We start from the raw sequence: 24845 nt of genomic DNA on the forward strand, positions 1-24845 counted from the left end.
TCTCTCGCGGGTGATGCTGGGCGGGCGCCGGGCGGGCGCGGGGCAAGCCGGGCGCGTGGGCGGGCGGGGGGCGGGGATCAGTGGGCGGCGACGACGGCGAGCACGGCGTCGCCGTAGGCCTCGCGCTTCTTGGCGCCGATGCCGGTGATGCCCTCGAGCGCCTGGGCCGACGCCGGCCGCTGCTCGGCGAGAGCGCGCAGCGTGGCGTCGCCGAAGACGATGTACGCGGGCACTCCCTGCTCCTTCGCGGCGCCGGCGCGCCACGCGCGGAGGGCCTCGAAGAGGTCGCGATCGCCCTCCGCCACGGCATCCGCCGACGGCGACTTCTTCACGCGGGCCGTTCCGCCTCGCCCGAGCACGTCGCGCCGGAGCGGCACCGGCGCCTCACCACGGAGCACCGCCGCAGCCTCGTCGCCGACCGCGAGCACGCCGTACTCGCCCCGCGCCACGAGGACGCCGCGCGCGAGCAGCTGCCGGATGACGCTGCGCCAATCCTGGTCGCTGAGGTCGGCGCCGATGCCGTAGGTCGCGAGGGAGTCGTGCCCCTGCTGGCGGATGCGTTCGGTGGATGCTCCGCGCAGGACGTCGACCAGGTGCCCCGCCCCGAACGCCTGGTTGCGCTCGCGTTGAAGGCGGATGATCGTCGACAGGAGCTTCTGCGCGGGGACGAGCCCGTCCCACGTGTCGGCGGGCTGCAGGCACGTGTCGCAGTTGCCGCACGGACCGGACTCCTGGCCGAAGTAGGCCAGGAGGTTCTGCCGTCGGCAGGCGACGGTCTCGCACAGGGCGAGCATCGCGTCGAGGTGCTGCCCGAGGCGGATCTTGTACGCGCGCTCGCCGGGCGACTGGTCGATGAGGCGGCGCTGCTGCACGACGTCGCCGAGCCCGTACGCCATCCACGCGACCGCCGGGTCGCCGTCGCGCCCGGCTCGCCCGGTCTCCTGGTAGTAGCCCTCGACCGACTTCGGCAGGTCGATGTGCGCCACGAACCGCACGTCGGGCTTGTCGATTCCCATCCCGAACGCGATCGTCGCGACCATCACGACGCCGTCCTCACGCAGGAAGCGCGACTGATGGCGGGCACGGATGCCGGCATCCAGCCCCGCGTGGTACGGCAGCGCGTCGACGCCCTGCGTGCGCAGGTACTCGGCCGTCTGCTCGACCGACTTGCGGCTGAGCGCGTAGACGATGCCCGCCGAGCCCTCGGGCTGCGCGCGGACGAACTGCAGCAGCTGGCGCCGCGGGTCGACCTTGGGTTCGATGCGGTACTGGATGTTCGGGCGGTCGAAGCTCGCGACGAAGTGCTTCGCCGCGGGCAGGCGCAGGCGCTCGGTGATCTCTTTGTGGGTCGCGCGCGTCGCGGTCGCCGTGAGCGCCATGCGCGGAACGCCCGGGAACCGCTCGCCGAGGTCGCCCAGCGCGAGGTAGTCGGGGCGGAAGTCGTGGCCCCACTGGCTGACGCAGTGCGCCTCGTCGATCGCGATGACGCTGAGGCGCCCGCGCTGCAGGAGGGCGGTCGTGGTGGCCCCGCTCAGCCGCTCGGGGGCGACGTAGAGCAGGTCGAGCTCGCCCGCGAGGTAGGCCTGCTCGACGGCGGCACGCTCGGCGGACGACTGCGTCGAGTTGAGGTAGGCGGCGTTCACGCCGTTGGCGACGAGCGCATCGACCTGATCGTGCATCAGGGCGATGAGCGGCGAGATCACGAGACCCGTGCCCGGCCGCACGAGGGCGGGCACCTGGTACGTGATCGACTTGCCGCCGCCGGTCGGCATGAGCACGACCGCGTCGCCTCCGGCCACCACCTGGGCGACGATCGCGGCCTGATCGCCCCGGAAGTCGTCGTAGCCGAACACCTCGTGGAGCACGGCGCGCGGATCGGCGCCCGTGTGGTCGCGGCCCGTGCGGACAGGCATCGGCGCGCCCTCGCGGACGGCCGGGCTGCGGGCCTGTCGAGGGGCGGCAGCCGTCTGCCGTGCGAGCGCGCCGGCATACCCGTCGAACTCCGGCGGCGGGGGCGCGTCGGGGTCATCCGGCGGAAGCATCTCGTCGACGTCCCACGGAACATCCGCATACGGGTCGTCGAAGGAGGGGGAGCTCACCGTCTCAGGCTAATCGCGGCGGCGGACACGGGGGTGCATCCCCCGCGCCGGCGTGACAGGCTGGGTGGGTGAAACTCGCCGAGGCCCTCGCCGCGCGGTCCGACCTTCAGACCCGGCTCGAACAGCTCCGCTCCCGCATCGCCGCGTCCGCGCGGTATCAAGAGGGCGATGCACCGCCCGAGGATGCCGCAGCGCTCCTGCGCGAAGCGGTCGCCGTCACGCAGCAGCTCGAGACGCTGATCGCGGCCATCAACCGCACGAACGGATCCGTCCGCCTCGATGACGGTCGGACGCTCTCCGATGCGCTCGCCGCTCGTGACACCCTGCGCCTTCGCCACAGCGTGCTCTCGTCGGCCGCAGAGGCCGCGACCGGGCACGGCGGCCAGCGCCAGCTGCGCTCCGAGCTGCGCCAGATCGCCGCTCTCGACGTGCCGGCCGTCCGCGCTCAGGCCGACGTCGTCGCCCGAGAGCTGCGCGAGCTGGATGCCCGCATCCAGCAGACGAACTGGACCGTCGACCTGGCCGAATAGGCCGGATAGGCCGAGGGCGGGCCGCACAACTTCACAGCGCGAGTCGGTAACCGACAGCACAGCGGGTGCAACCCCTGGCCGAAGGGGCAATTTCGGCCTCTGCACGGCGATGGGCAGCCGATCCTCTTACGACGCAGCCCCGCACCGTGACAGGTCACGACGCACGTCGTACCCTGCACAACCGCGCACCGGGTGCTGTGGGCGAGGGTGGGTTCGGGGACTCTTCGCGCGGTGGCGTCTACAGGCGCACGATCTCGGTCGCGCGCACGACCGCCGCCCCCTCCGCGGCGGATGCCGCAAGATCGACGACGGCGCGGATGCGCCAGTCGTGGTCGCCCGCGGGGTCGTCGATCGTCTGCTCGACGCGCCAGACGCCCGAAGGGCCGGCATCCGTCTCGTCGATCGCGATGAGGCGCGGTGAGCGCGCCGGGCCGCCCGTGAGGATCTCGTCGTGATCGTCGAAGTACGCGTCGAGCGCCGCCGGCCAGTCGACGTCGGGATCGAGCGCGACGAGGGCGTCGTCGTCCTGCAGCGCCGCGAGCTGCACCCGCCGGAACAGCTCGTTGCGGACGAGCACCGTGAAGGCGCGCCGATTGGTGAGGATCGACGGGGGTGCCGGCGGCACGACGGGCGCGCCGTCCTCCGGCAGCACCGCCGACGGGTCGACGAGCGCCGACCACTCGTCGACGAGGCTCGAATCCACCTGCCGCACCAGCTCGCCGAGCCACTCGATCACGTCCATCAGCTCGTCGGTGCGGGCGTCGGCCGGCACCGTCTGGCGGATAGCCCGATAGGCATCCGACAGGTACCGGAGCACCAGCCCTTCGCTGCGCTGCAGCTGGTAGAAGGAGACGAACTCGGCGAACGACATCGCACGCTCGAACATGTCGCGCACGACCGACTTGGGGCTCAGCTCGAAGTCACGCACCCAGGGCTGACTCGACGCGAACACCTCGAACGATTGGGCGAGCAGGTCTGCAAGCGGCTGGGGCCAGGTGACCTCCTCGAGCAGCGCCATGCGCTCGTCGTACTCGATGCCGTCGCGCTTCATCGCGGCCACAGCCTCGCCGCGCGCCTTGTACTCCTGTTGCGACAGGATCGCGCGCGGGTCGTCGAGCGTCGACTCGATGATACTGACGACATCGAGCGCGTAGTGCCCCGTCCCGACTCCACCGCCCGCGACGTCATCCTCCGGCGTGAGCAGCGAGATGGCGGCGAGCGCGAACGGCGACAGCGGCTGGTTGAGCGCGAAGTTGGGCTGCAGGTCCACGGTGAGGTGGATGCCCTCCCCCGTCGTGACGATGCCGGCGTCGACGAGCGTGCGGAAGATCGCGATCGCGCGGCGTGCGAGCTCGTACCTCCGCGCCCGCGGCTCGTGGTTGTCGAACACGAGCGAACGGACGTTCCCCAACACATCGCCGCCGCGGCCGATGACGTTGATGAGCATCGCGGCGGACAGCTTCAGCTGCGGCACGAGCGGCTCGGGGGCCGCGGCGATGAGTCGCTCGTACGACCCCTCACCCCAACTGACGACGCCCGTCGGCGCCTTCTTGCGCACGATCTTCTTGCGCTTGGCGGGGTCATCGCCCGCCTTGGCGAGAGCGACGGCGTTGTCGATCTCCCACTCCGGCGCCATCACGACGACGTTGCCGTACGGGTCGTAGCCGGCCCGCCCCGCGCGCCCGGCGACCTGGTGGAACTCGCGCGCCGTCAGCTGGCGCATCTTCGTCCCGTCGTACTTCGACAGCGCCGTGATCACGACGGTGCGGATCGGCACGTTGATGCCGACGCCGAGCGTGTCGGTGCCGCAGATCACCTTCAGCAGCCCGCGCTGCGCGAGGGTCTCGACGAGCCGGCGGTAGCGCGGCAGCATCCCGGCATGGTGCACGCCGATGCCGGCCCGCACGAGGCGCGACAGCGTCGCGCCGAACCCCGTCGTGAACCGGAATCCGCCGATCGCCGCCGCGATCTCGTCGCGCTGCGCCCGAGTCGTGAGGGTCACCGATGCCAGCGCCTGCGCCCGCTCGAGAGCCGCCGCCTGCGCGAAGTGGACGATGTAGACGGGGACTTCCTGCTCGTCGACGAGCATCGTGAGCACTTCGTGCACGGGTCTCCGCTCGTACGAGAAGTGCAGCGGCACGGGTCGCTCGACGCCCGTCACCTGGGCGACGGCGCGTCCCGTCCGCCGCGCCAGATCGTCGGCGATGTCGGTGACATCGCCGAGCGTCGCCGACATCAGCAGGAACTGCGCGCGCGGCAGAAGTAGCAGTGGCACCTGCCACGCCCACCCTCGGTCGGGGTCGCCGTAGAAGTGGAACTCGTCCATGACGACCTGGTCGACGGTGGCGTCCGCCCCCTGCCGCAGCGCGATGTTGGCGAGGATCTCGGCCGTGCAGCAGACGATCGGCGCGTCGGGATTGACCGACGAGTCGCCCGTCACCATGCCGACGTTCTCGGCGCCGAAGATCTCCACAAGCGCGAAGAACTTCTCGCTCACGAGCGCCTTGATGGGCGCCGTGTAGTACGAGCGGCCACCTCCGGCAAGGCTCGCGGCGTGCGCCGCGATCGCGACGAGCGACTTGCCGGTTCCGGTCGGGGTCGACAGGATCACGTTCGCCCCCGAGACGAGTTCGATCACCGCCTCGTCCTGGGCCGGGTACAGCGTCAGCCCGCGACCGGCCGCCCAGGTGACGAAACCGTCATACGCGGCATCCGCCGATGCTCCCGGCGGCACGGCCTGGGGCAGGAGGATCGACGAACTCATCCCTCGAGTCTGCCAGGCGGATGCCCCGCCCCGGCCGCCGGCGCCGGGGTTGCGCTGCCTGGGGCGACGGCGCGGGTCGGGCCGGCGACCGAACGAGGCCCGGTATCGCCGACCCCCGCCCTACCCGCGCTCCGGCACGTGCAGCCGCGCGAGGTAGCGATCGGTGCGCGCCGGCGGACCGGTGCGGTCGGTGAGCGAGACGACGACCGTGACGACCGTGGCGAGCGGGATCGTCCATGCCGCCGGCTCGGCGAGGTAGGGCGCCGCGAGCCCCACGCCGCCGACGGCCGTGTAGACGAGGAGAGACAGCGCGCACGCCCCGCCGCCGACGACCATCCCGGCGACCGCTCCGCGCGCGGTGAGGCGCCGCCACCACACTCCGAGCAGCACGATGGGCGAGAGGCAGGATGCCGCGAAGACGAACACCGCCCCGACGCTCGACCCGAGCCCGGCGGGCGCGGTGACGAGCGCGATGACGAGCGGCACCGCGGTGCACAGGAGCGCCGAGACGCGGAAGGATCGCACGGTTCCCCCGAACACGTCTTGGCTGACGACGCCCGCGAGCGCCACGACGAGGCCGGCCGAGGTCGCGAGGAACGCCGCGAACGCCCCCGCGACGATGAGGGCGGTGAGCAGCTCGCCGACGAGCCCCGGGAAGATCCGCGAGGGCAGCACGAGCACGACGGTGTCGGCGGCCCCGGGGTGCGCGAGGTCGGGCGCCGCGATGCGGGAGAGGAGGCCCATCGCGCTCGAGACGGCGTAGAACGCGCTGACCATGACCACGACGAGCACGGTGGTCCGCCGCGCCGACGCGCCGTCGGGGCTCGTGTAGAAGCGAACGAGCACGTGCGGCAGCCCCATCGTGCCGAGGAGGAGCGCGAGCAGGAGCGACCCGGTCGCATAGGCGTCGATGCCGCTCGGGCCGGCTTCGGCGGGGAACGCCACGGCGGGGTCGATCTCGGTCGGCGCGCCGCGCAACGAGAACACGATCGCGACGACCGGCACCAGGAGCGCCGTGAGCTTCAGCCAGTACTGGAAGCCCTGCACGAAGGTGATCGAGCGCATCCCGCCCGCGGCGACGAGCGCCGCGACGAGCACGGCCACCACGACTCCGCCCACCCAGGGCGGCACGTCGGCGACGACGTCGAGCGTGATGCCCGCTCCGTGCAGCTGCGGCACGATGTACAGCCATCCGATGATGAGCACCGCGACGCTCGTGACGCGGCGCGCGAGCGGCGACTCGAGCCGTGCCTCGATGAAGTCGGGGATCGTGTACGCGCCGCTCCGGCGCAGCGGCGCGGCGACGAACGCGAGCACGAGCAGGTACCCCGCGGCGTACCCGATCGGGAACCAGAACCCGCGCACCCCGTCGAGCAGCACGAGGCCGGAGAGCCCCAGGAACGTGCCCGCGGACAGGTACTCGCCGCTGATCGCCGACGCATTCCACACGGGGCGGACGGTGCGGGATGCCACGAAGAAGTCGCTCGTCGTACGCGAGACGCGCAGGCCGTACGCCCCGATGAGCACCGTCGCGACGATCACCATCACGACCGCGAGGAGGTCGAGCGCGGCGTTCACTCGCGCTCCCGGAGCGCGAGGTAGCGGCGCTCGTTGCGCGCGGCGGCACGCGTGTACAGCACCGCGAACAGCACGATCACGGGATAGAACGCGAAGGCGTGCAGCAGCCACGACAGCGGCACTCCCCCGACCGAGACGACGCCGAGCTCCGGGATGAGGACGATCGCGACGGTGACGGCGACCATCACGACGACGAAGCCCGCGACGGTGCCGAGGGCGAGGCGCAGCTGCGTGCGGCGGAGCGCCGTGGCATACACCGCGTCGACCTCGTCGAAGCCCGCACCGGCCCCGCCCGGAACGCGGAGCGCGCCGGTGCCCGGCTGCGAGCCGCGAGGGGCGCCGCGAGCGCGCGCCGGGCGGTCGCCGCGAACGTCCGCCGACACCCGCACCCGGCGCGGGGCGTCGCTCACCGGCCGGCCTCGCGGGCGCGGACGAGGCTCTCCCGAACGGCGGGCAGCATCCGCCGGCTGACCGGGATCGACAGCGGCGGGGCGTCCGCGACGACCACGACCGGCTCTCCGCCGGTGAGGCGCGCCTCGGTGATCGCGGCGATCCGCACGAGATAGGAGCGGTGCACGCGCACGAACCCGTGCGGCGACCACCGCTCGTCGAGCTCGGAGATGGGCAGGCGCACGAGGTGCGCGCCGTCGTCGGTGTGCAGGCGGGAGTAGTCGCCCTCGGCGTGCACCCACTGCACGTCGCGTCGGCGCACGAACCGCACCGACGACCCGAGCGTGACCGGCACGACCTCGTCGTCGGGTGCGGTGCTGCGCAGCTCCACGATGCGGTCGAGAGCGCCGCGCAGGCGTTCGGCGCGCACCGGCTTCAACAGGTAGTCGACGGCGCGCACCTCGAACGCGTCGACGGCCCGGCTGTCATCGGCCGTGACGAACACCACCGCCGGCGGCACCATCAGCCGGTGCATCGCGGCGACCAGGGCGATGCCGTCGAGGCCGGGCATGTGGATGTCGAGGAAGGCGGCGTCGACCGGTCGCACGCTCAGCCGGCGCAGCGCGTCGGCGCCCGACGACGCCGTGACGATCTCGCCCACGCGCGGATCGGCACGCAGCAGGTGCGCGAGCTCGGCCAGCGCCGGCGCCTCGTCATCCGCGGCCAGCACGTCGATCACGTGCGCACCCCGCCGGTGTGCAGGGCCAGGTCATGCTGCGGCTGCGACTTGGGAACGCGCATCCGCACGAGCGTCCCCGCGCCGGTGTTGGTCTCGACGACGAGCCCGCCCGCCGGACCGTAGAGCTGCCGCAGGCGCAGGTCGACATTGCGGATGCCGACGTGAGCGCCGTCGGCCTCGGTGTTGAGCAGGGTGCGCAGCGCCTCGGGGTCCATGCCGACACCGTCGTCTTCGACGAGGATCTCGGTGTGGGTCGCGTCGTCGCGGGCCTCGATGCGGATGCCGCCGCCGCGCTCGCCCGGCTCGAGGCCGTGCCGCACCGCATTCTCGACGATCGGCTGCACCGACAGGAACGGGATGACCGTCGCGAGCGTCTCGGGCGCGATGCGCAGCACCACCTGCAGCCGGTCGCCGAAGCGCGCCCGCTCGAGTTCGAGATACGAGTGGATGCTGCGGAGCTCCTCGGCGAGCGTCGTGAACTCGCCCTGCCGGCGGAAGGAGTAGCGCGTGAAGTCGGCGAACTCGAGCACGAGCTCCCGCGCGCGGGCCGGCTCGGTCGTGATGAACGAGGCGATCGCCGTCAACGCGTTGTAGATGAAGTGCGGCGAGATCTGCGCCCGCAGCGACCGCAGTTCCGCCTCGGCGAGCGCCGCGCGGGAGGCGTCGAGCTCGCCGAGGGCGAGCTGCGCCGCGCACCAGTCGGCGACCTCTCCGACGGCGCGGACGAGCGCGGCGCGCATCGGGTCGGCGACCGCGACGAGCACCCCCACCACCCGGCCGTCGACGACGATCGGCGCGCCGACGATCCCCTTCCCCTCGCCGTCGGTGCCGCCGGTCACCTGCCGGCGCCCCGAGTCGGCGACTCGCGCCGCGAGGCTCACCGCGGCATCCTGCACCGCGTCGCTCGTCTCGCCGTCGAGCGCGACGACGCGCCCCTCGTGCACGAGCGCGACCGTCGCCGAGCCGAGGAGGGAGCGCAGGTGCCGCGCCGCGCGGTCGAGGTCGCCGCCGGCGAGCCCGCCCCGCAGGTGCGTCGCGGCGAGCCCGGCCTCGTGGAGCGCCCGGTAGGCGGCCTGCTCCGCGTCGCTGCCGAGGTCTCCCCCGCCCCTCGCCAGCCGCCGCGCGAGCACGAGCAGCACCGTGATGAGCGCGCCGCTGGCGGCGCCGAGCACGGCCGCCCAGGCGGTGGCTTCGGTCATGATCCGAGCTTACGCATCGGGCTCCGCGCCGGCCCGCCGTCGCGGGGCTGTCGCGGGGCTGTCGCGGGGCCTGTCCCCGCGGCCGGCGCCGGGGTCATCGCCGGCCCGTGTCCACAACGTCGGAGAATCCGCCTCCCGCGCCCCGATGAGAGGCCCAAACCGGGTCCCCACGACCGGATCTCCGACGTTCTGAACGGGACCCCTCGTCGACCGGCCCCGGCGGAGCCGCGAATGGCGCCGCCTGCCGGCGACGCCATTCGAGTACGGACCGCTCAGCAGCAGCGGGCTCCGGGGTTGCGGTCCTGGTCGTCCATTCGGTCGCGCCAGAACTGCCGCTCGGTGACGGGCGGGGCGTCGGGGTGATGGCGCCGCTGGTGCGCGACATAGGTCGCATAGGCGCTGTCGCCCATCAGACTCGTCATGTACCAGCGGACGGCGCCTGCCGCCCGCGCCGTCTGCCGCCAGGCGCGCGTCCACAACGTCGGAGAATCGGCGCCCGACCCCCCGATCAGGGGCTCGGAACACGTCTCCGCGACAGAATCTCCGACGTTGTGAACGGCGCTCATCGTCAACCTCTCCTTACACGACCCGGATGCCCGGGATCAGTGCCCCCGCCGGGCGAGCTCGTGCCGCTCCTCGGCGAGGATCGGCTCCCACTCCTTCTCGAGCTCGCGCTCGGAGGCGGTCGGGATGAGGCCGGCCGGCGCGTAGCGGCGCGAGGCCACCGGCACGTCTTCGGTGTTCTCGCCGCCACCGTCCCGGATCGCGCGGATCGTCACCACGATCGAGGCGATGATCACGACGATCGCGAGCACGACGAAGACGATCGACAGCGTCCCCTGCACGGCGGTGTTGCGGATGACCGCGCCGACCACCTCAGGGCTGCCGAGGCTGCCGTCACCGGCATCCTGCGCGGCGCGGTACTTGAAGTGGTTCGCCCAGTATCCGATCGCCGGCACCGGCGAGAAGATCTTGTAGCACGACGCCGTGATCGTCACGACGGCGGTGAAGACCATCGGAACCGCGATGATCCACAGCCACTTCACGTAGCTCGGCCCGCGCTTGGCGACGATCGCCATCACCACGGCGAGCGCGATCGCGGCGAGCAGCTGGTTGGCGATGCCGAACAGCGGGAAGAACGTGTTGATGCCGCCGAGCGGGTCGGTGACGCCGAGGATCAGGATGTACCCCCAGCCGGCGACCATGATCGCCGTGCAGATCCAGACTCCCGGGCGCCACGTGACGTCGCGGAACTTGGGGAACCAGGCCCCGATCGAGTCCTGCAGCATGAAGCGCGCGACGCGCGTGCCGGCATCCACCGCGGTCAGGATGAAGAGGGCCTCGAACATGATCGCGAAGTGGTACCAGAAGGCCATCAGCCCCTGGCCGCCGAGCACCTGCTGCATGATGTGCGCGAGGCCGAGGGCGAGGGTCGGGGCGCCACCGGTGCGCGAGACGATCGACTCCTCGCCGACGTTCGCGGCGGTCGTCGTCAGCATGTCGGCGGTCAGTGGCGAGCCGGTGAGCCCGAGCGAGTTCACGAACGCGACCGCGCCTTCGACCGTGCCGCCGGTGAGGGCGGCGGGCGAGTTCATCGCGAAGTAGATGCCCTGATCGATCGAGAGGGCGGCGACGAGCGCCATGATCGCCACGAACGACTCCATGAGCATGCCGCCGTAGCCGATGAAGCGGGTCTGCCGCTCCTTCTCGATGAGCTTCGGGGTCGTGCCCGACGAGATGAGCGCGTGGAATCCCGACAGGGCGCCGCAGGCGATCGTCACGAACAGGAACGGGAAGAGCGGCCCGGCGAACACCGGTCCGAGACCGGTCTTGCCGATCTCGGTGAGGGCGGGCACCGTGATCTCGGGGCGGGCGATGAGGATCGCCCCGGCGAGCATCACGATGACGCCGATCTTCATGAACGTCGACAGATAGTCGCGGGGCGCGAGCAGCAGCCACACGGGCAGGATCGCGGCGATGAAGCCGTAGATGATGATGCCCCACGCGATCGTGGTCTTGTCGAGGTGGAACAGCGCCTGGCCCCACTCGGTGCCGGCGACCCAGCCGCCGCCGATGATGGCGGCCATCAGCAGCACGAAGCCGATGATCGAGACCTCCGTGACCTTTCCGGGGCGGAGGTACCGGAGGTACACGCCCATGAACAGCGCGATCGGGATCGTCATGGCGACCGAGAACACGCCCCACGGGCTCTCGCCGAGAGCGTTGACGACGACGAGCGCGAGGATCGCCACGATGATGAGCATGATCAGCAGCGACGCGATCATCGCCGCGGTGCCGCCGATCCGGCCGAGCTCCTGGCGGGCCATCTGGCCGATCGTGCGACCGCCGCGGCGCATCGAGAAGAAGAGCACCGTGTAGTCCTGCACGGCGCCGGCGAGCACGGCACCGACGATGATCCAGATCGTGCCCGGCAAGTAGCCCATCTGCGCGGCGAGCACGGGGCCGACGAGCGGTCCGGCGCCGGCGATCGCGGCGAAGTGGTGGCCGTAGAGCACGCGCCGGTCGGTGGGCACGTAGTCCTTGCCGTCGGACTTCACCTCGGCGGGAGTCGCCCGCTTGTCGTTCGGCCGCGTGATGTACCGCTCGATCACCTTCGAGTAGAACCGGTAGCCGATCAGATACGTGCAGACTGCCGCGAACACGAACCAGATCGCGTTCACGGTCTCGCCGCGCACGAGCGCGAGCATGACCCACGCGAGACCGCCGAGCAGGGCGATCGCGATCCAGATCACGATCTTCGTCGGCGTCCAGCGGTTATCACGGGCATCCTGCTCGGGCGTCAGCGACGTCGGCGGAAGGTTCGGATCGCTGACGATCTCGGGCTCGTCGTCGGCGAGCGCGCCGTCTCGGGCGCGCGAAGAGGGTGCTGTCATCGGATCCTCCTGGGATAGGCGCATCGTCGCGCGCGTCCACGCTAAGGAGGGCGGAGGTGAGATGGATGCCTCGTGCCGCCGCGATGCGACGAGCGGCACGGATGCCGCGACGAGCGGCGGTTCTGGCGGAACAGGGGCGGCCCCGCCTACGTTGGAGGTGACGAGCCGGGGGAACGGCCCCGGCCCGGTGGAGAGGAAGCGCCATGTCGGATGTCGAGGTCGTGCGCAGCGACGAGAAGGAGCGGTACGAGATCACGGTCGACGGCGGAGTGGCCGGGTACATCGAGTTCGTGCTGGCCTCGCCCGGGCGCGTCATCTACCCGTACACCGAGATCGACCCGGCCTTCGGCGGGCGCGGTCTCGGGACGACCCTCGTGGGCGAGGCGATGGCCGACGAGGCGCGCCGCGGCAACACGGTGATCCCGGTGTGCCCGTTCGTGATCAAGTACCTCAAGTCGCACGACGTGCCGGGCCTGAAGATCGAGTGGCGTCCGCGCGACGTCGAGGTCGCCGAGTCCGCCCCCACCGACGAGAAGCAGCCCGGCGACGAGGTCGTCGGAGACGGGCGGGGATGACCCGGCTCGACGCCGGTCCGCGCCACCGCGACGTGCTCGGCAGCGACGTGATCGTGCGACGCGGAGTGCTGAACCTCATGACGAGCGGTGCCGGCATCGCACACTCGGAGTACTCGGTGGGCGATGACGCGGTGCCCCTCGACGCGCTGCAGCTCTGGGTCGCGCTGCCCGAGAGCCGGCGCGACGGGGCGCAGGCGTTCGAGCGGCACGAGGATCTCCCCGTCGTCGATCTCGGCGGCGGCGCCCGGGCGACGGTCGTCGTCGGCGCGTTCGGGGGCGCCTCTTCCCCCGCGACGATGTACACCCCGATCGCCGGCGTCGAGGTGAATATTCCGGCCGAGGCATCCATCACGCTGCCGCTCGAGCCCGCGTGGGAATACGCGCTCGTGGACGCCGAGGGTGCGCCCGGGGCCGCTCCGACCCGATTCGGGCACGTCGTCGGTCACGGCGACGAGCGCGCTCCCGCCCCGCCGCTGCCCGCGGTGCGCCTCACCCGGCGGCGGCGCCGGCCCTGACGGGGGCGCCGCCCGCCCGTTGGCTGCGTGGGGTTCATGGCGCAGGGCTGGTTTATCACGGTCGGAGCGGGTTTCCGCCCCGGTACCCTGGGAGCGTGGCCCGACACCCGATCCTCTCGACGCGCGTTCTGCTGGTGTGCGCGGCGATCGGCGTCGCGACGGGCATCGTCGGCGGCATCGCGGGACTGCTGACCCCCGTCGTTCTCGCGACGGTGCCGTTCGCCTACGGGCTGCTGCTCGGTGCGCACGTGCTGCCCGGCATCATCGCGCAGGAGGTGCTGCGCCTGCCGCTCGTAGCGATCCTCACGCACATGCTCGCCGCGCTCGTCTCGAGCGCCTTCAACCCGGCGTGGACGATGCGGTTCCTCGGCACGGCGCTCCTCTTCGGTGCGATCCAGGAGGGCGTGGCCGCCCTCACCCGGTACCGCGCGTGGGGCGCGTGGCGCTTCTTCATCTCGGCATTCATCATCGGCGTGATCGTCGCCGTCGTGGTGTTCTTCGCGGCGCACCTGAGCGCGCTGCCGCTGTGGGCGCAGATCGCGTACCTCGCGCTGTCGGTGTGCGGCCCGATCGCCTGGACGGCGATCGGCCTCGCGATCGGCGCGTCGCTTCGCCGCGCCGGGGTCGCCCGGCAGGGCGCGGCGCGCTGACCTGGCCGCCGCTTCGCGCCGGTCGCCACATCACCGAGGCAGGACAAATCACCGACGCAGGACGGCTCGGCGCCCAGGCATCCTGCGTTCGTGATTTCTCCTGCGTCCGTGACGCGGCGTGAGCACCGGCGCGCCCGCGACTGGCCGCGGAAGTTAGGTTCGGCTAACCTGGGATGACTCCACTGTCCTGACCGCTGGGAATTCCCGTGACCTCTGCCGTCTTCGGAGCGGCCGCCGCGGAACCCCTCGGCGAGACCCCGACGCCCCTCGTCCGGGTGCGCGACCTCGGCATCCGCCACGACGGCGCGACGCACGCCGCCCCCGCCGCGGCGACCTTCGACGTCGCGCGCGGCGAGGTCGTGCTGCTGCTCGGACCGAGCGGCGCCGGCAAGTCGACGCTCGCGCTCGCGCTCGACGGCCTGATCCCGCACGCCGTGCCCGCGACGCTCGAGGGCTCGGTGCTCATCGACGGGCTCGACACCGCGGTGACCCCCGTCGCCGAGTTGAGCACGCGTGTGGCGATGGTGTTCCAGGACCCGGATGCGCAGCTGGTGACCGGAACCCTCCTCGACGAGGTGGCGTTCGGCCCCGAGAATCTGCGCCTGCCGGTCGACGAGGTGCTCGCCCGCGCCGAAGACGCCCTGCGCCGGGTGGGCCTGTGGGAGCGGCGCACCGAGAACCCCGACCGTCTCTCCGGCGGCGGCCGGCAACGCCTCGCGATCGCCTGCGCCCTCGCGATGGGATCGCCCCTGCTCGTGCTCGACGAGCCGACCGCGAACCTCGACCCGCGGGGCATCGAGGAGGTCTACGCGGCGCTCGGGGAGCTCGTCGCCGCGGGTGACCGGGCGATCGTGCTGGTCGAGCACAACCTCGACGCCGCGACCGCGATCACCGATCGCGTGGTGGTGCTCGACCACGCGGGGCGCACGGTCGCCGACGGCTCGGTCGACGAGGTGCTGCGCGGGCGGGCCGACGAGCTGCACGCGATGGGCGTCTGGCTGCCCGTCTCGACCCTCGCCGCGCTGCGCCTGCGCGACGCGGGCTGGCCTCTCGATCCGCTCCCGCTCGATCCCGCCGAGCTGCACGCCGCGCTCGAGACGATGGATGCCCCGCCGCCGGCCGCCGAGCCCGCCCCGCCACCGGCGGCCGAAACCCCGACTCGGCCGGATTCTGCCCCCGGCGACGCGCGGAGACGGAGTGCCGAACCGCTCATCCGGGTGCGGGGCCTGCGCACCCGGCGCGGCAAGACCGAGATCCTGCACGGCGTCGACCTCGACGTCGCCGCCGGCGAGTTCGTCGCGATCGTCGGCGCGAACGGCGCCGGCAAGACGACCCTGCTGCAGTCGATCGCCGGGGTGGTGCCCGTGCCGCGCGGACAGGTCAGCGTCGGCGGCACCGACATCGCCCGCACCGACCTCCGCATCCTGTCGCGGCGGATCGGGTTCGTGTTCCAGAACCCCGAGCACCAGTTCATCGCGCACACCGTCTACGACGAACTCGCGCACGGCCTGCGGCTGCAGAGGCTGCCCGAGGCCGAGGTGCGCGAGCGCGCGTTCGACGTGCTCCGCCGGTTCGGGCTCGAAGACCAGGCCGACGTGCATCCGTTCCTCCTCTCCGGCGGCCAGAAGCGGCGCCTCTCGGTGGGCACCGCGCTCGTCGCGGGAGCGCCCGTGCTCGCCCTCGACGAGCCGACGTTCGGCCAGGACCGCGCCCGCGCCGACGAGCTGCTGACCCTGCTGCAGGGACTCAACCGCGACGGCACGACGGTGCTCGTCGTCACGCACGACATGCAGCTGGTCACCGAGTACGCGCACCGCACGGTGATCGTCGGCGACGGGCGCGTCGTCGCGGATGCCCCGACGCCCGATGTCTTCGCCGACGAGGCGCTGCTGCGCACGGCTGGCCTCCGACTCCCGCCGCTGCGTCGTGCGTTCGCGGGTCTGACGAGGCATCCGTCGCTCGCCGCCGTCACGCGCCTCGCCGACCTCGCGGGCGCGGCCGGGACCCCCGACGGAACCCCGGCCGGAACCCCCGAGGAAACCGCGACCGGGGGTGCCTCATGAGCGCCGTCACGATCGACCCGTACGCCACCGCGGCCCCGTCGGGGCGCTTCCTGTACGGGCTGAACCCGCTCGCGAAGCTCGCCGCGCCGCTGCCCGCGATGCTCGTTCTGGTGTTCGTGCGCGACCTCGCGACACCCCTCGCCTTCATCGTGCTCGCCTACGCGGTGCTCCTCGCCGGGGCGCGCCTGACCGCGCGGCTCGGTCTGCTGCTCGTCGTCGCGCTGCCGCTCGGCGCGGCCGTGATCGGGCTCGGCATGGCGCTCTGGACGGATGCCTCGCGCGTCGACACCTCGGTGACGATCCTGCAGATCGGCGGCTGGAGCCTCTACGGCGGCGCCCTCGCGGTGGGGCTCGCGACGGGCCTCCGCTTCGTGGCGATCATCGCGCTCGCCCTCATCGCGGGGCTCACGAGCACCGGACCAGACCTCGTGCGCACCGCGGTGCAGCAGCTGCGCGTGCCGTATCGGATCGGCTACACGGCGCTGGCGGCGTTCCGGTTCGTGCCGCGGTTCGGCCACGAGCTCGAGGTGATCCGGCAGGCGCACCGGGTGCGCGGTGCGCACGGCGGCCGCGGCCCGTTCGCGGCCCTCGCCCGCTGGTGGGGCTACATCGTGCCGCTCCTGGCGGGGGCGATCCGGCACGCCGAACGCGTGGCGCTCGCGATGGATGCCCGCGCCTTCGGCGCCCACCCCGACCGCACCGAGCGGCACCTCGTGCCGTGGCGGGTGCGCGACACCGTGTTCGTCGCCGCGTTCTGGGTCGCGAGCGCGGGCATCCTCATCGCCTTCTTCCCGTGGACCCTCTGACCCGCGCCGACCCGCCGTTCACCCGCCGCTGACCCTCTCCCCTGACCCTCCACGACCGCCGCTGACCCGCTCCGACTCCGCCGCGTTATCCGCCTCGAAAGGACACCCGCATGGCCCGGTTCTCCCGACTCGTCAAGCCCGCCTCGCAAGAGCTCGTGCGCCTCGAGGTGCTGCGCACCGAGCGGCTGAGCCCGCACTGGATCCGCATCACGCTCGGCGCCGGTGAGATCGACCGGTTCGCACCGCTGGGGTTCGACCAGTGGTTCCGCCTGTTCCTGCCGCACAGCGGCGAGGGCGGCGAGGAGGCCCTCGCGCGCATCCCCGCGAAGGCGAACAAGATCTTCGGCTACCTGAAGTACCTGCGCATCCCCGACGGGGTACGCCCCGTCATGCGCAACTACACGGTGCGCGCCTTCCGCGCGGCCGGCCCGAGCGGCGGCGCCAAGATCGACGTCGACTTCGTGCTGCACGGTAGCGGACCGACGGCGGGCCCGGCCTCGCGCTGGGCCGAGGCCGCCGCGCCGGGCGAGTCGGTCGTCGTGATCGACGAGGGGCTCGGCTTCAATCCCGAGAACGGCGTCGAGAAGGTGCTGCTCGTCGCCGACGAGACCGGGGCGCCGGCTGTGGCCGGCATCTGCGCCTCGGTGCCGCCGTCGGCGACGGGCCTCGCGATCATCGAGGCGCCGTCGGCCGACGACATCCTCCCCTTCGACGCGCCGGCGGGCATCGAGGTGCGCTGGCTGGTGCGGGATGCCTCGGCGAAGCCCGGTTCGCTGGCGCTCGCCGCGCTCGAGGAGCTCGCGGCACCGGCATCCGACACGCACGCCTTCATCGTCGGGGAGCAGTCGCTGCCGACCGCCGCACGGCGGCACCTCGTCGCGCAGGGTCTCGGCAAGGATCGGATCAGCTTCGTCGGGTACTGGCGCGTCGGCGCGGCCTCGCCCGCCCCGAAGTCGGAGCAAGCCCGCCCCGCGGCGGAGGGGGCGCACTGATGGGCCGCGTGACGACCGCGTACCTGCTGACCTGCGCCGCGATCGGGGTGGCGACGGGGCTTCTGATCATCCCCGCGACGGCGTTCTCGACCGCGACCTACGCGACCCTGCCGCCGGTGTCGGCGCTCGTGGCGGGGGCGTGGGTGATCGGTTTCGTGATCGCGATGCGGCTCATCGAGCGCCCCGGGGCGGCCCTGCTCACCGGACTCATCTCGGGGCTCGTCGCGACCCCGCTGTCGACGACCGGGCCCGCGATCGTGATCACCAACGTGATGTTCGCGGCGTTCATCGAGCTGCCGTTCCTGGTGACGCTCTACCGTCGCTGGTCGCGCTGGCTGTACTACGTCGGGGCGACGCTGCTCGCCACGTTCTACGCCGTGTGGACCGTCACCGCAGCCAACATGCAGGCCTTCCCGGTCTGGGTGGTCGTGCTCTACGTCGTCGCGCTGTTCGCGTCGGAGCTCGGCGCCGTCGCCCTCGGCATCGTCATCGCCGACCGGCTGCGCGCTGCGGGCGTCGCCCGGCTCGCGCGGCGTCGGCCGGCGACGGTCGGGGTGGCCGAGGCGGGGGCTGCGGCGACCGGGGCGACCGGGGCATCCGCGGCTGCGGCGACCGACTGACGCGGCCCGCGGCGGCGCGGGGCATTCACGCCCGACGAGACGCCGACCTCAGCGCCCGAACCGCCATCACCCGCGCGCGGCGAGCCATCCTTCGCGACCGTCGAGCAGACGCTGCAGACCGAACTCGAACAGCTCATCGACGTCGAGGTCGAAGTCGTCGCTGCGCACGAGCGCCGGGAGCATCGGCAGGTTCTCCGGCGTGATCAGCGCCGCCATGTCGCCGGCGCGGGTCGACATGAACTCGTCCGCGGTGAGACCGGTGTCCTGCTGCTGCTCCGACTCCGCGGCGATGTCGTTCGCGAGCCCCTTCGTGTGGCTGAAGATCAGCACGCAGATGTGCACCATCTGCCGAAGGTCGAGGCCCAGCGGCGCCAACGCCTGCAAAGCCCACTCGGTGTAGCGCAGGCCGTGCGGCACGAGCTGGGGACGCGTGAGCCGGCGGAATCGCCGGTCCGGCCCTCGCCTACTGGCTCGGCACCCACGACATCCGATCGACGATCGTCGAACAGGCGACGACGCTGCGGCTCGGCGGCCAGGCCGTCGACCTGCACGGACTCGGCGAGATCGTCGCCGAGCGGATGGGGATCCTGCCGCGCGTCCGCGAACTGCTCGTGCCCGAGAAGGGCCTCCGCTACGTCGACCGCGACGGTCGAGAGCTTGCGACCATGCCGGCCGACCTCTTCACCGGCGACGGCAGCCCCGTCACCGAGCTCGAGATCATGAAAGGCGACCTCACCGTCATCCTGCACGAGCTCATCGCCGGCGAGACCGACATCGTCTACGGCGACCGCATCAGCGCGCTCGACGAGACACCGGGCGGCGTCGAGGTCACCTTCCGGAGCGGAGCCGTCCGCACCTACGACCTGGTGGTCGGCGCCGATGGCATTTATTCCGGCGTGCGCGCGCTCGCCTTCGGACCGGAGTCCGATTTCGTCACCCACCTCGGACTCTATCTCGGCTACTGCACCGTGCCCGACGCCGGCCCGCTCGACGACTGGTTCGAGATGCACAACGAGCCCGGTCGCATGCTGGGGCTGCGCTCCGAGCGGGGCGGCACCGCGAAGGCGATGCTGGCGTTCGCCGCCGACACGGTCGTCGCGGGCATGGGGTGGCGTGCCGAGCCAGAAGCGTCTGCTCCGCACGGTCTTCGCGGGCATGGGATGGCGTGCGCCCGAGCTTCTCGCCGCCGCCGACGCCGACCCGGAGTTCCACCTCGACACGGTGAGTCAGGTGCACATGGATGCCTGGACGACGGGACGCGTCGCGCTCCTGGGCGACGCCGGGTACTGCGGCTCGCCGCTCACCGGCATGGGCACGAGTCTCGCGCTCGTCGGCGCGTACGTGCTCGCGGGGGAACTCGCCCGCGAGGTCGCACTCGACGCCGCCCCGGCATCCGACGGCGCCCGGGCATCCGACCGCGGCCCGGCATCCGACGGCGGCGGAGTCGACCACACCGCGGCGGTCCGGCGCTACGAGGAGATCATGCGCCCGCTCGTGAAGGCCGCGCACACGCTTCCTCCCGGCGGCGCCGACGGCTTCCTGCCGCGCAGCCGGTTCATGCTGCGGATGCGCGTGCTCACCGCCCGGTTCATGCACCACTGGCCGATGAAGCAGCTCGTGGCGCGCATGCTCGACAGATCCGAGGCCATCGAGCTCCCCCGCTACGACGCGCCCGTCGCAAACGCCCGCTGATCCCTCGCACGGAAAGGATCACCCATGGATACCCTCGCCACCGCCCTGTTCGACATCGTCACCATCCTCGCCGTCATCGGCGTGGCCGCGCCTCCGGCGCCTGAGCCGGCCCCGCGGCGCGATCATGCACACGATCCCCTACGAGGGCGTGCGCAGCCTGTCGCAGTTCCTCAGTGGAGCCGCGATGAAGGAAGTCGAGCGGCTGGAAGCGAAGTACAACAACGGCAAGCCGTTCCCACCCGTCGGGGCTCGAGAACTGCCCCAGGGTCGACCGATGGGGGAGTGAGGAACGACGAGGCCGAAAACGGAGAAGCCCATGACTGATGGCGAAATCAAGGACACCGTGTCCACGATCCGGGGTCAAGGCCCCTCATCGGCCTCGAGCCTGTCCAGCACCATCCGGACCGCACGGTCCTTGAACGATTCCGGATACTTCGCGGGCACGTTCCCATCCTCTCGATAAAGGAACGGAACGAAACCCAGGGCGGTTCAACGTGGCATCAACGCGTAGATGTTTCAGTTTCTTCTGTGCTGGGGCTGTGTCAGGTGCTGGACCGGGTGTAGGCAGCGGCGCGCACCACATCTTCGTCCTCCAGTCCAGCTCCTATTGCTCCGCCCACGGTGGCCAGGCTGGCGGTGAGCCAGCTGATCTTCGCGTAGTCCAAAGCGTTCACTGGGTGACCGGCGATACCGGCCAGTGCCTGCTCGTCGATGAGCAGCAGCGCGCCGACCCAGGACAGGATGAATAAGACGAGGTAGAACACCACAACCCCGATGGCCACGGTCGCGGTGGTGGCCAAATTGAACAGGATCACCTGCTCACGTTGGGCTCGCCGCCGTGGGCGCTCCCACAAGTCGGCTCCCAGGATCAGGGTGGCACTCACCGCCCCGATCGCCATCACCGCCAGCAGGACCAGGCGCACCGGCCCGTAGGCCATGGCCAGTACCCATAGGTCCGAGGCCACCAATGTCACCATGCCGGTGGCCGCTGCCACGACCATCGCCCGGGAGAGCCGGGCCACGAAGGCCCAAGGCTGGTTGGCGCGGATCATGCCCAGCAGCAACCGCACGTTGCCGCTCAGCACTCGGGCCGTGAACTGCACGACGTTGTCGTCCGGGCGTTCGTCGAGATCGGTGGACAGCTGGTGGGCTCTTCGAGCAAGATCCCGCTGGGCGTTGGGGTCTTCGGCGTCGTAGCCCAGGAGTTGCCCGACCACGTGCACGGTGGTCTCTTGCACCTTCTGCCGCACGTGCACGGCTCCCAGGGCTGGGACGGAGACCAGTCCCACCCCGTGCACGGGGCTGAGCTGGGTGAGCACCGGACGTCGGCTGGTCTTCAGGGGATCTCGGTGAGCACCACGGCCAAATCCCAGTTCTCCTCCAGCACGCGGTTTCGGGCCGCCTCCAGCAGGTCCAAGGTCTCGGCGGGTGGATCGACCAGCCGGTCTTCGGCCATCTTCAGTTGCCAGCGCACTCCCGGATACTGCTGCACCAAAATCTTGCGCACCGAGGTGGTGACCTCGGGGCCGAGCACCGCACTCAGGGATGGTGAGACCACCAGGCCGATGAGCAGCTCGGCATCGGAAAGGGGTTCGGCAGGATCGGCGGTGGATCGGCAACGCTCAGCAGTCACCGCTCCATGGTAGGCGACGGGGCTTGGCGCTGAGTTCGAGGACGGTGTCGGTGGTCGCCTCCGTTCCGGTCGGCGACGAGGGTGAGGCGGGACTTGGCGAGGATGTCGAGGCCGAGGTAGCGGCGTCCTTCGGCCCATTCGTCGGTCTGTTCGGCGAGGACTGCGCCGACGAGGCGGATGATCGCGTCACGGTTGGGGAAGATCCCGACGGAGTCGGTGCGGCGGCGGATCTCCCGGTTCAATCGCTCGTTGGGGTTGTTGGACCAGATCTGCTGCCGGAGCCCGTCGGGGAACCCGGTGAACGCGAGGATGTCCGCCCGGGCGGTATCGAGGTGGCCGTGCGCGTCAGGGAGCTTGCCGTCGACGTAGTCCCGCAGCCGGTCGAACTGCGCGTTCACCGCGTCAGCGTCGGGCTGTTCGTAAACGGAGCCGGATCGGCGGTCGCCGCGGTGCTGGCCTTCCTCCAGCACGCCTGGGCGAGCGGCGTGGCGGCGACGCTCGCGCTCGTGCGGCTGCTCGCGTGGCTGGGTATCTTCGCGCGCATCTCGGCGCCGATCAACAAAAGGCTCAGCGCCGCCGCCTACGCCGGCGACGTTCCGCGGGACGCCCGCGCGCTGCGGGAGCGCTGGGATTCGGTGATCGTGCTGCGCGCGGTCATCCAGGGTCTCGTACGCACCCTGCTGTGCGTGAGCCTCGCGCTTCGGTGAGGCGGGGCGGGCGGCTGTGCGGCGCCCGCGTCAGCGCTTGCCGACGATCTGGCGCGCGACGAGGTCGCGCATAATCTCGTTGGTGCCGCCGTAGATGCGGTGCACACGGGCATCCAGGTAGGCGCGCGCGATCGGATACTCGGTGATGTAGCCGTAGCCGCCGTGCAGCTGCACGCCGACGTCGAGCAGCTCCGCCTCGCGGTCGGTGGCCCAGAACTTGACCTTCGCGGCCTCTTCGGCGGTGAGCTTCTGGTCCTTGTAGAGCTCCATCGCGCGGTCGATGTAGGCCCACATCACGTCGACCGTCGTCGCCATGTCGGCGAGGCGGAAGCGGGTGTTCTGGAAGTCGGCGACGCGCTCGCCGAACGCCTCACGGCTGATCACGTAGTCGCGGGTCCAGTCGAACGCGGCCTCGCCAGCGGCAGCCGCCGCGACGCCGATCGACAGGCGCTCGAGCGGCAGGTTCATCATGAGCTGGATGAAGCCGAGGCCCTCCTTGCCGCCGATGAGGTTCGCCTCGGGGACGAACACGTCGGTGAAGCTGAGCTCGGCGGTGTCCCACCCGTGGAAGCCCATCTTCTCGAGCTTCTTGCCGTGCTCGAAGCCCTCCATGCCGTCTTCGAGGATCAGCAGGCTGAAGGCATCCGGCCGGTTGCCCTCACCGGTCTTGACGAAGGTGACGACGATGTCGGCGGTCTTGCCCGACGAGATGAACGTCTTCGCGCCGTTGACGAGGTAGCCGCCGTCGACCTTCTTGGCGGTCGTCTTGATGCCGCGGAGGTCGGATCCGGCACCGGGCTCGGTCATCGCGAGGGCGCCGAGAATCTCGCCGGTCGCCATGCCCGGCAGCCACTTCTCCTTCTGCTCCTGCGTGCCCATGTGCACGATGTACGGCACGGCGAGGTCGTCCTGAATGCCGAGGGCGCCCGCGAGCGAGCCCTGGCCGGCCTTGATGACCTCTTCGAGCACGATCGCGCGGAAGCGGTAGTCCTGCAGCATGCCCGCGCCGCCGAACTCCTCCGGCACGGAGAGCCCGATAATGCCGGCCTCGCCCGCGGCGAGCATCGTGGCGCGGTCGATCTCGCCGTCCGCCTCCCACTGCTTGCGCTTCTCCTCCGTGGCGTAGCGCTTGACGAACTCCTTGACGACGTCGCGGAACGCCTCGTGGTCTTCGTCGTAGATATTGCGCTCCATGGTGCGCCTGCCTCTCTTCGTTGAGTGTGTGATCGAGTGCCGAAGTCGGTCGAGGTGCGGGATGCCGGTGGCATGCCATCTCAGCATCCATGGTACTGGGTTTCACCGCGTGCGCGAGGCGCGGCGGCGATCGTCAGTACGTGGGCGCCGCGGGCAGACCGAAGAAGTCCTCGAGGGTGTGGAACCCGCCATCGTGGTAGACCTGCGCGAGGTCGGTGCCGATGTAGCGCAGATGCCACGGCTCCCACTCATAGCCGGTGATCGGCGTGTACCCGTCTTCGTAGCGCACGACGAAGCCGAACCGCCACGCGTTCGCGGCCACCCACGCGCCTTGGGTCGCGCCGCCGAACGACTCGATCGCCGAGCACCCGCCGTCGCACGCGGCGACGTCGGTGGCGAGCCCCGTCTGATGCTCGCTGAATCCCGGGCGCGCGCTCTGCAGGTCGGCCTGGTCGCGCCCCATCGACTCGACGTAGCCGTTGTAGGTGCGCGTCTGCGACGCGTAGGAGCGGTAGGCGCTGTTGAGCCCGATCGAGCCGGCGCCTTCCGCGGCCGCCGCCGCGACCAGGGCCGACAGCGCATCGGATGCCGCGGGCTGCAGCCGCCCGTCGACCGTGCGCGGCATGTTCGCGGGGGCGGTCACCTCGGCGGGCTCGAAGTCGATCGGCACGAGCGGCCGCTGCTTGTCGACGATCACCCACACCCGCCGCGAGTCGGAGAGGTCGACGCACGGCGCCGTGCCGCCGGCGACCGCGGCGCGGAAAGCCGCAGCGCCGCCGAACGCCGCGAGCACGTCGGCATCGCTGCCGCTCGCGAGCGCCTGCGCGACGGCGGGGTCGCCGCACGACGCGGCGGCGACCGAGGTCTGAGCGGGCGCGGGCAGCCCGGTGGCGGGGCCCGCTGACCCACCCGCCCCGTCCGGGAGGTCGACGGCGTCGGTCGGCGCGGTAGCCCCGGTCGCCTGCGCGACCGGGGCGGCAGAAGGCCCTCCCAGGGAGCCCGCGATCGCGACAGCGGCGATGACGACGAGCGCCAGCACCACGACGAGCGCGCCCGCCCGCAGCGCGCGGAGCCGTCCATGACGGACCGCGTCGCGTCGGGCCGCGCGGCGGGTCGTCGGCTGCTCGGGCTGCGGCACCCGCCTATTCTGCCCCGCCTCGGCTGATCGTCCGCTCCGCTTGCCATGTTCTCGAACCTATGTTCTA

Annotated in this window: 23 protein-coding genes and 2 pseudogenes; 11 read left to right on the forward strand and 14 right to left on the reverse strand. The window is 71.7% G+C overall.

Going from position 1 to position 24845, the window contains the following annotated elements; all coding sequences use genetic code 11:
- Positions 1-77 precede the first annotated feature (77 nt).
- A complete protein-coding gene (recQ, locus tag LOK55_RS05690) occupies positions 78-2042 on the reverse strand; it encodes a DNA helicase RecQ (protein WP_229934683.1) in 1965 nt (654 codons plus the stop codon).
- Positions 2043-2167: 125 nt separating this feature from the next.
- Here recQ and LOK55_RS05695 point away from each other — a divergent pair, with 125 nt between their 5' ends.
- On the forward strand, positions 2168-2629 hold the full coding sequence (locus tag LOK55_RS05695) for a DIP1984 family protein (protein WP_229934608.1): 462 nt from the start codon (positions 2168-2170) through the stop codon (positions 2627-2629).
- Between the two features lie 238 nt (positions 2630-2867).
- Here the strand turns inward: LOK55_RS05695 and LOK55_RS05700 are convergent, their stop codons facing one another.
- From LOK55_RS05700 to LOK55_RS05730, 7 genes are all read right to left on the reverse strand, one after another.
- Complete coding sequence (locus LOK55_RS05700) at positions 2868-5393, reverse strand: RNA helicase (RefSeq protein ID WP_229934609.1); 2526 nt, start codon at positions 5391-5393, stop codon at positions 2868-2870.
- Positions 5394-5513: 120 nt separating this feature from the next.
- On the reverse strand, positions 5514-6971 hold the full coding sequence (locus tag LOK55_RS05705) for a cation acetate symporter (RefSeq protein WP_229934610.1): 1458 nt from the start codon (positions 6969-6971) through the stop codon (positions 5514-5516).
- Positions 6968-7381: a heavy metal transporter gene (locus tag LOK55_RS05710; protein ID WP_141381099.1), complete on the reverse strand. Its 414-nt coding sequence runs from the start codon at positions 7379-7381 to the stop codon at positions 6968-6970. Before LOK55_RS05710 ends, LOK55_RS05705 begins: the two co-directional genes overlap by 4 nt.
- The gene (locus LOK55_RS05715) at positions 7378-8100 is read right to left on the reverse strand and encodes a LytTR family DNA-binding domain-containing protein (RefSeq protein ID WP_229934611.1); all 723 of its coding nucleotides are present in this window, start codon (positions 8098-8100) and stop codon (positions 7378-7380) included. Before LOK55_RS05715 ends, LOK55_RS05710 begins: the two co-directional genes overlap by 4 nt.
- Positions 8097-9299, reverse strand: a complete 1203-nt coding sequence (locus tag LOK55_RS05720) for a sensor histidine kinase (RefSeq protein ID WP_229934612.1) — start codon at positions 9297-9299, stop codon at positions 8097-8099. The genes LOK55_RS05715 and LOK55_RS05720 overlap by 4 nt, the downstream gene beginning before the upstream one ends.
- Positions 9300-9571: 272 nt before the next feature.
- A complete protein-coding gene (locus LOK55_RS05725) occupies positions 9572-9865 on the reverse strand; it encodes a YbdD/YjiX family protein (protein ID WP_374107624.1) in 294 nt (97 codons plus the stop codon).
- 36 nt (positions 9866-9901) lie between these two features.
- Positions 9902-12193, reverse strand: coding sequence for a carbon starvation CstA family protein (locus LOK55_RS05730; RefSeq protein ID WP_229934613.1), 2292 nt, complete (start codon positions 12191-12193; stop codon positions 9902-9904).
- 203 nt (positions 12194-12396) lie between these two features.
- On the opposite strand from LOK55_RS05730, the gene LOK55_RS05735 reads away from it, so the two are divergent.
- The 7 genes from LOK55_RS05735 (at position 12397) to LOK55_RS05765 (ending at position 18414) form a co-directional block, all read left to right on the forward strand.
- Positions 12397-12768 (forward strand): GNAT family N-acetyltransferase, encoded by a 372-nt coding sequence (locus LOK55_RS05735; RefSeq protein WP_229934614.1) that lies wholly within the window; start codon positions 12397-12399, stop codon positions 12766-12768.
- On the forward strand, positions 12765-13283 hold the full coding sequence (locus LOK55_RS05740; RefSeq protein ID WP_308066641.1) for a pirin family protein: 519 nt from the start codon (positions 12765-12767) through the stop codon (positions 13281-13283). Before LOK55_RS05735 ends, LOK55_RS05740 begins: the two co-directional genes overlap by 4 nt.
- A gap of 95 nt (positions 13284-13378) precedes the next feature.
- Positions 13379-13933 carry an ECF transporter S component gene (locus LOK55_RS05745; protein WP_229934615.1) on the forward strand — a complete coding sequence of 185 codons (555 nt, stop codon included), beginning with the start codon at positions 13379-13381 and terminating at the stop codon, positions 13931-13933.
- Positions 13934-14139: 206 nt separating this feature from the next.
- Positions 14140-15996: an ABC transporter ATP-binding protein gene (locus LOK55_RS05750; RefSeq protein ID WP_229934616.1), complete on the forward strand. Its 1857-nt coding sequence runs from the start codon at positions 14140-14142 to the stop codon at positions 15994-15996.
- Positions 15993-16802, forward strand: a complete 810-nt coding sequence (locus LOK55_RS05755; protein WP_229934617.1) for an energy-coupling factor transporter transmembrane component T — start codon at positions 15993-15995, stop codon at positions 16800-16802. Before LOK55_RS05750 ends, LOK55_RS05755 begins: the two co-directional genes overlap by 4 nt.
- A 110-nt stretch (positions 16803-16912) precedes the next feature.
- Positions 16913-17794: a siderophore-interacting protein gene (locus LOK55_RS05760; RefSeq protein WP_229934618.1), complete on the forward strand. Its 882-nt coding sequence runs from the start codon at positions 16913-16915 to the stop codon at positions 17792-17794.
- Positions 17794-18414, forward strand: coding sequence for an ECF transporter S component (locus LOK55_RS05765; protein ID WP_141381110.1), 621 nt, complete (start codon positions 17794-17796; stop codon positions 18412-18414). The genes LOK55_RS05760 and LOK55_RS05765 overlap by 1 nt, the downstream gene beginning before the upstream one ends.
- Positions 18415-18480: 66 nt before the next feature.
- Here the strand turns inward: LOK55_RS05765 and LOK55_RS05770 are convergent, their stop codons facing one another.
- Both LOK55_RS05770 and LOK55_RS05775 read right to left on the reverse strand, forming a co-directional pair.
- Positions 18481-18831: a TetR/AcrR family transcriptional regulator C-terminal domain-containing protein gene (locus LOK55_RS05770; RefSeq protein WP_229934619.1), complete on the reverse strand. Its 351-nt coding sequence runs from the start codon at positions 18829-18831 to the stop codon at positions 18481-18483.
- Complete coding sequence (locus tag LOK55_RS05775; protein WP_229934620.1) at positions 18738-19571, reverse strand: hypothetical protein; 834 nt, start codon at positions 19569-19571, stop codon at positions 18738-18740. Before LOK55_RS05775 ends, LOK55_RS05770 begins: the two co-directional genes overlap by 94 nt.
- On the opposite strand from LOK55_RS05775, the gene LOK55_RS05780 reads away from it, so the two are divergent.
- Together LOK55_RS05780 and LOK55_RS05785 are read left to right on the forward strand one after the other, a co-directional pair.
- Positions 19570-20106 carry a hypothetical protein gene (locus tag LOK55_RS05780; RefSeq protein ID WP_229934621.1) on the forward strand — a complete coding sequence of 179 codons (537 nt, stop codon included), beginning with the start codon at positions 19570-19572 and terminating at the stop codon, positions 20104-20106. The two genes, LOK55_RS05775 and LOK55_RS05780, sit on opposite strands and share 2 nt — an antisense overlap.
- A gap of 100 nt (positions 20107-20206) precedes the next feature.
- Positions 20207-20392 (forward strand): hypothetical protein, encoded by a 186-nt coding sequence (locus tag LOK55_RS05785; RefSeq protein ID WP_268252350.1) that lies wholly within the window; start codon positions 20207-20209, stop codon positions 20390-20392.
- Between the two features lie 256 nt (positions 20393-20648).
- Here the strand turns inward: LOK55_RS05785 and LOK55_RS14220 are convergent.
- Together LOK55_RS14220 and LOK55_RS05800 are read right to left on the reverse strand one after the other, a co-directional pair.
- Positions 20649-21739 (reverse strand): annotated as a pseudogene (locus LOK55_RS14220) (hypothetical protein).
- Positions 21729-22167, reverse strand: a pseudogene (locus LOK55_RS05800) (transposase); the annotation flags it as partial. The pseudogenes LOK55_RS14220 and LOK55_RS05800, both read right to left, overlap by 11 nt.
- Positions 22168-22188: 21 nt before the next feature.
- Here LOK55_RS05800 and LOK55_RS05805 point away from each other — a divergent pair.
- Positions 22189-22446 (forward strand): hypothetical protein, encoded by a 258-nt coding sequence (locus tag LOK55_RS05805; protein WP_229934687.1) that lies wholly within the window; start codon positions 22189-22191, stop codon positions 22444-22446.
- A gap of 30 nt (positions 22447-22476) precedes the next feature.
- Here the strand turns inward: LOK55_RS05805 and LOK55_RS05810 are convergent, their stop codons facing one another.
- Positions 22477-23640 (reverse strand): acyl-CoA dehydrogenase family protein, encoded by a 1164-nt coding sequence (locus tag LOK55_RS05810; protein WP_141381229.1) that lies wholly within the window; start codon positions 23638-23640, stop codon positions 22477-22479.
- Between the two features lie 133 nt (positions 23641-23773).
- A complete protein-coding gene (locus LOK55_RS05815) occupies positions 23774-24778 on the reverse strand; it encodes a M15 family metallopeptidase (RefSeq protein ID WP_229934625.1) in 1005 nt (334 codons plus the stop codon).
- Between the last annotated feature and the right edge of the window lie 67 nt (positions 24779-24845).

This window comes from Microbacterium sp. F2E, assembly GCF_020905435.1.
GTDB lineage: Bacteria > Actinomycetota > Actinomycetes > Actinomycetales > Microbacteriaceae > Microbacterium > Microbacterium lacticum.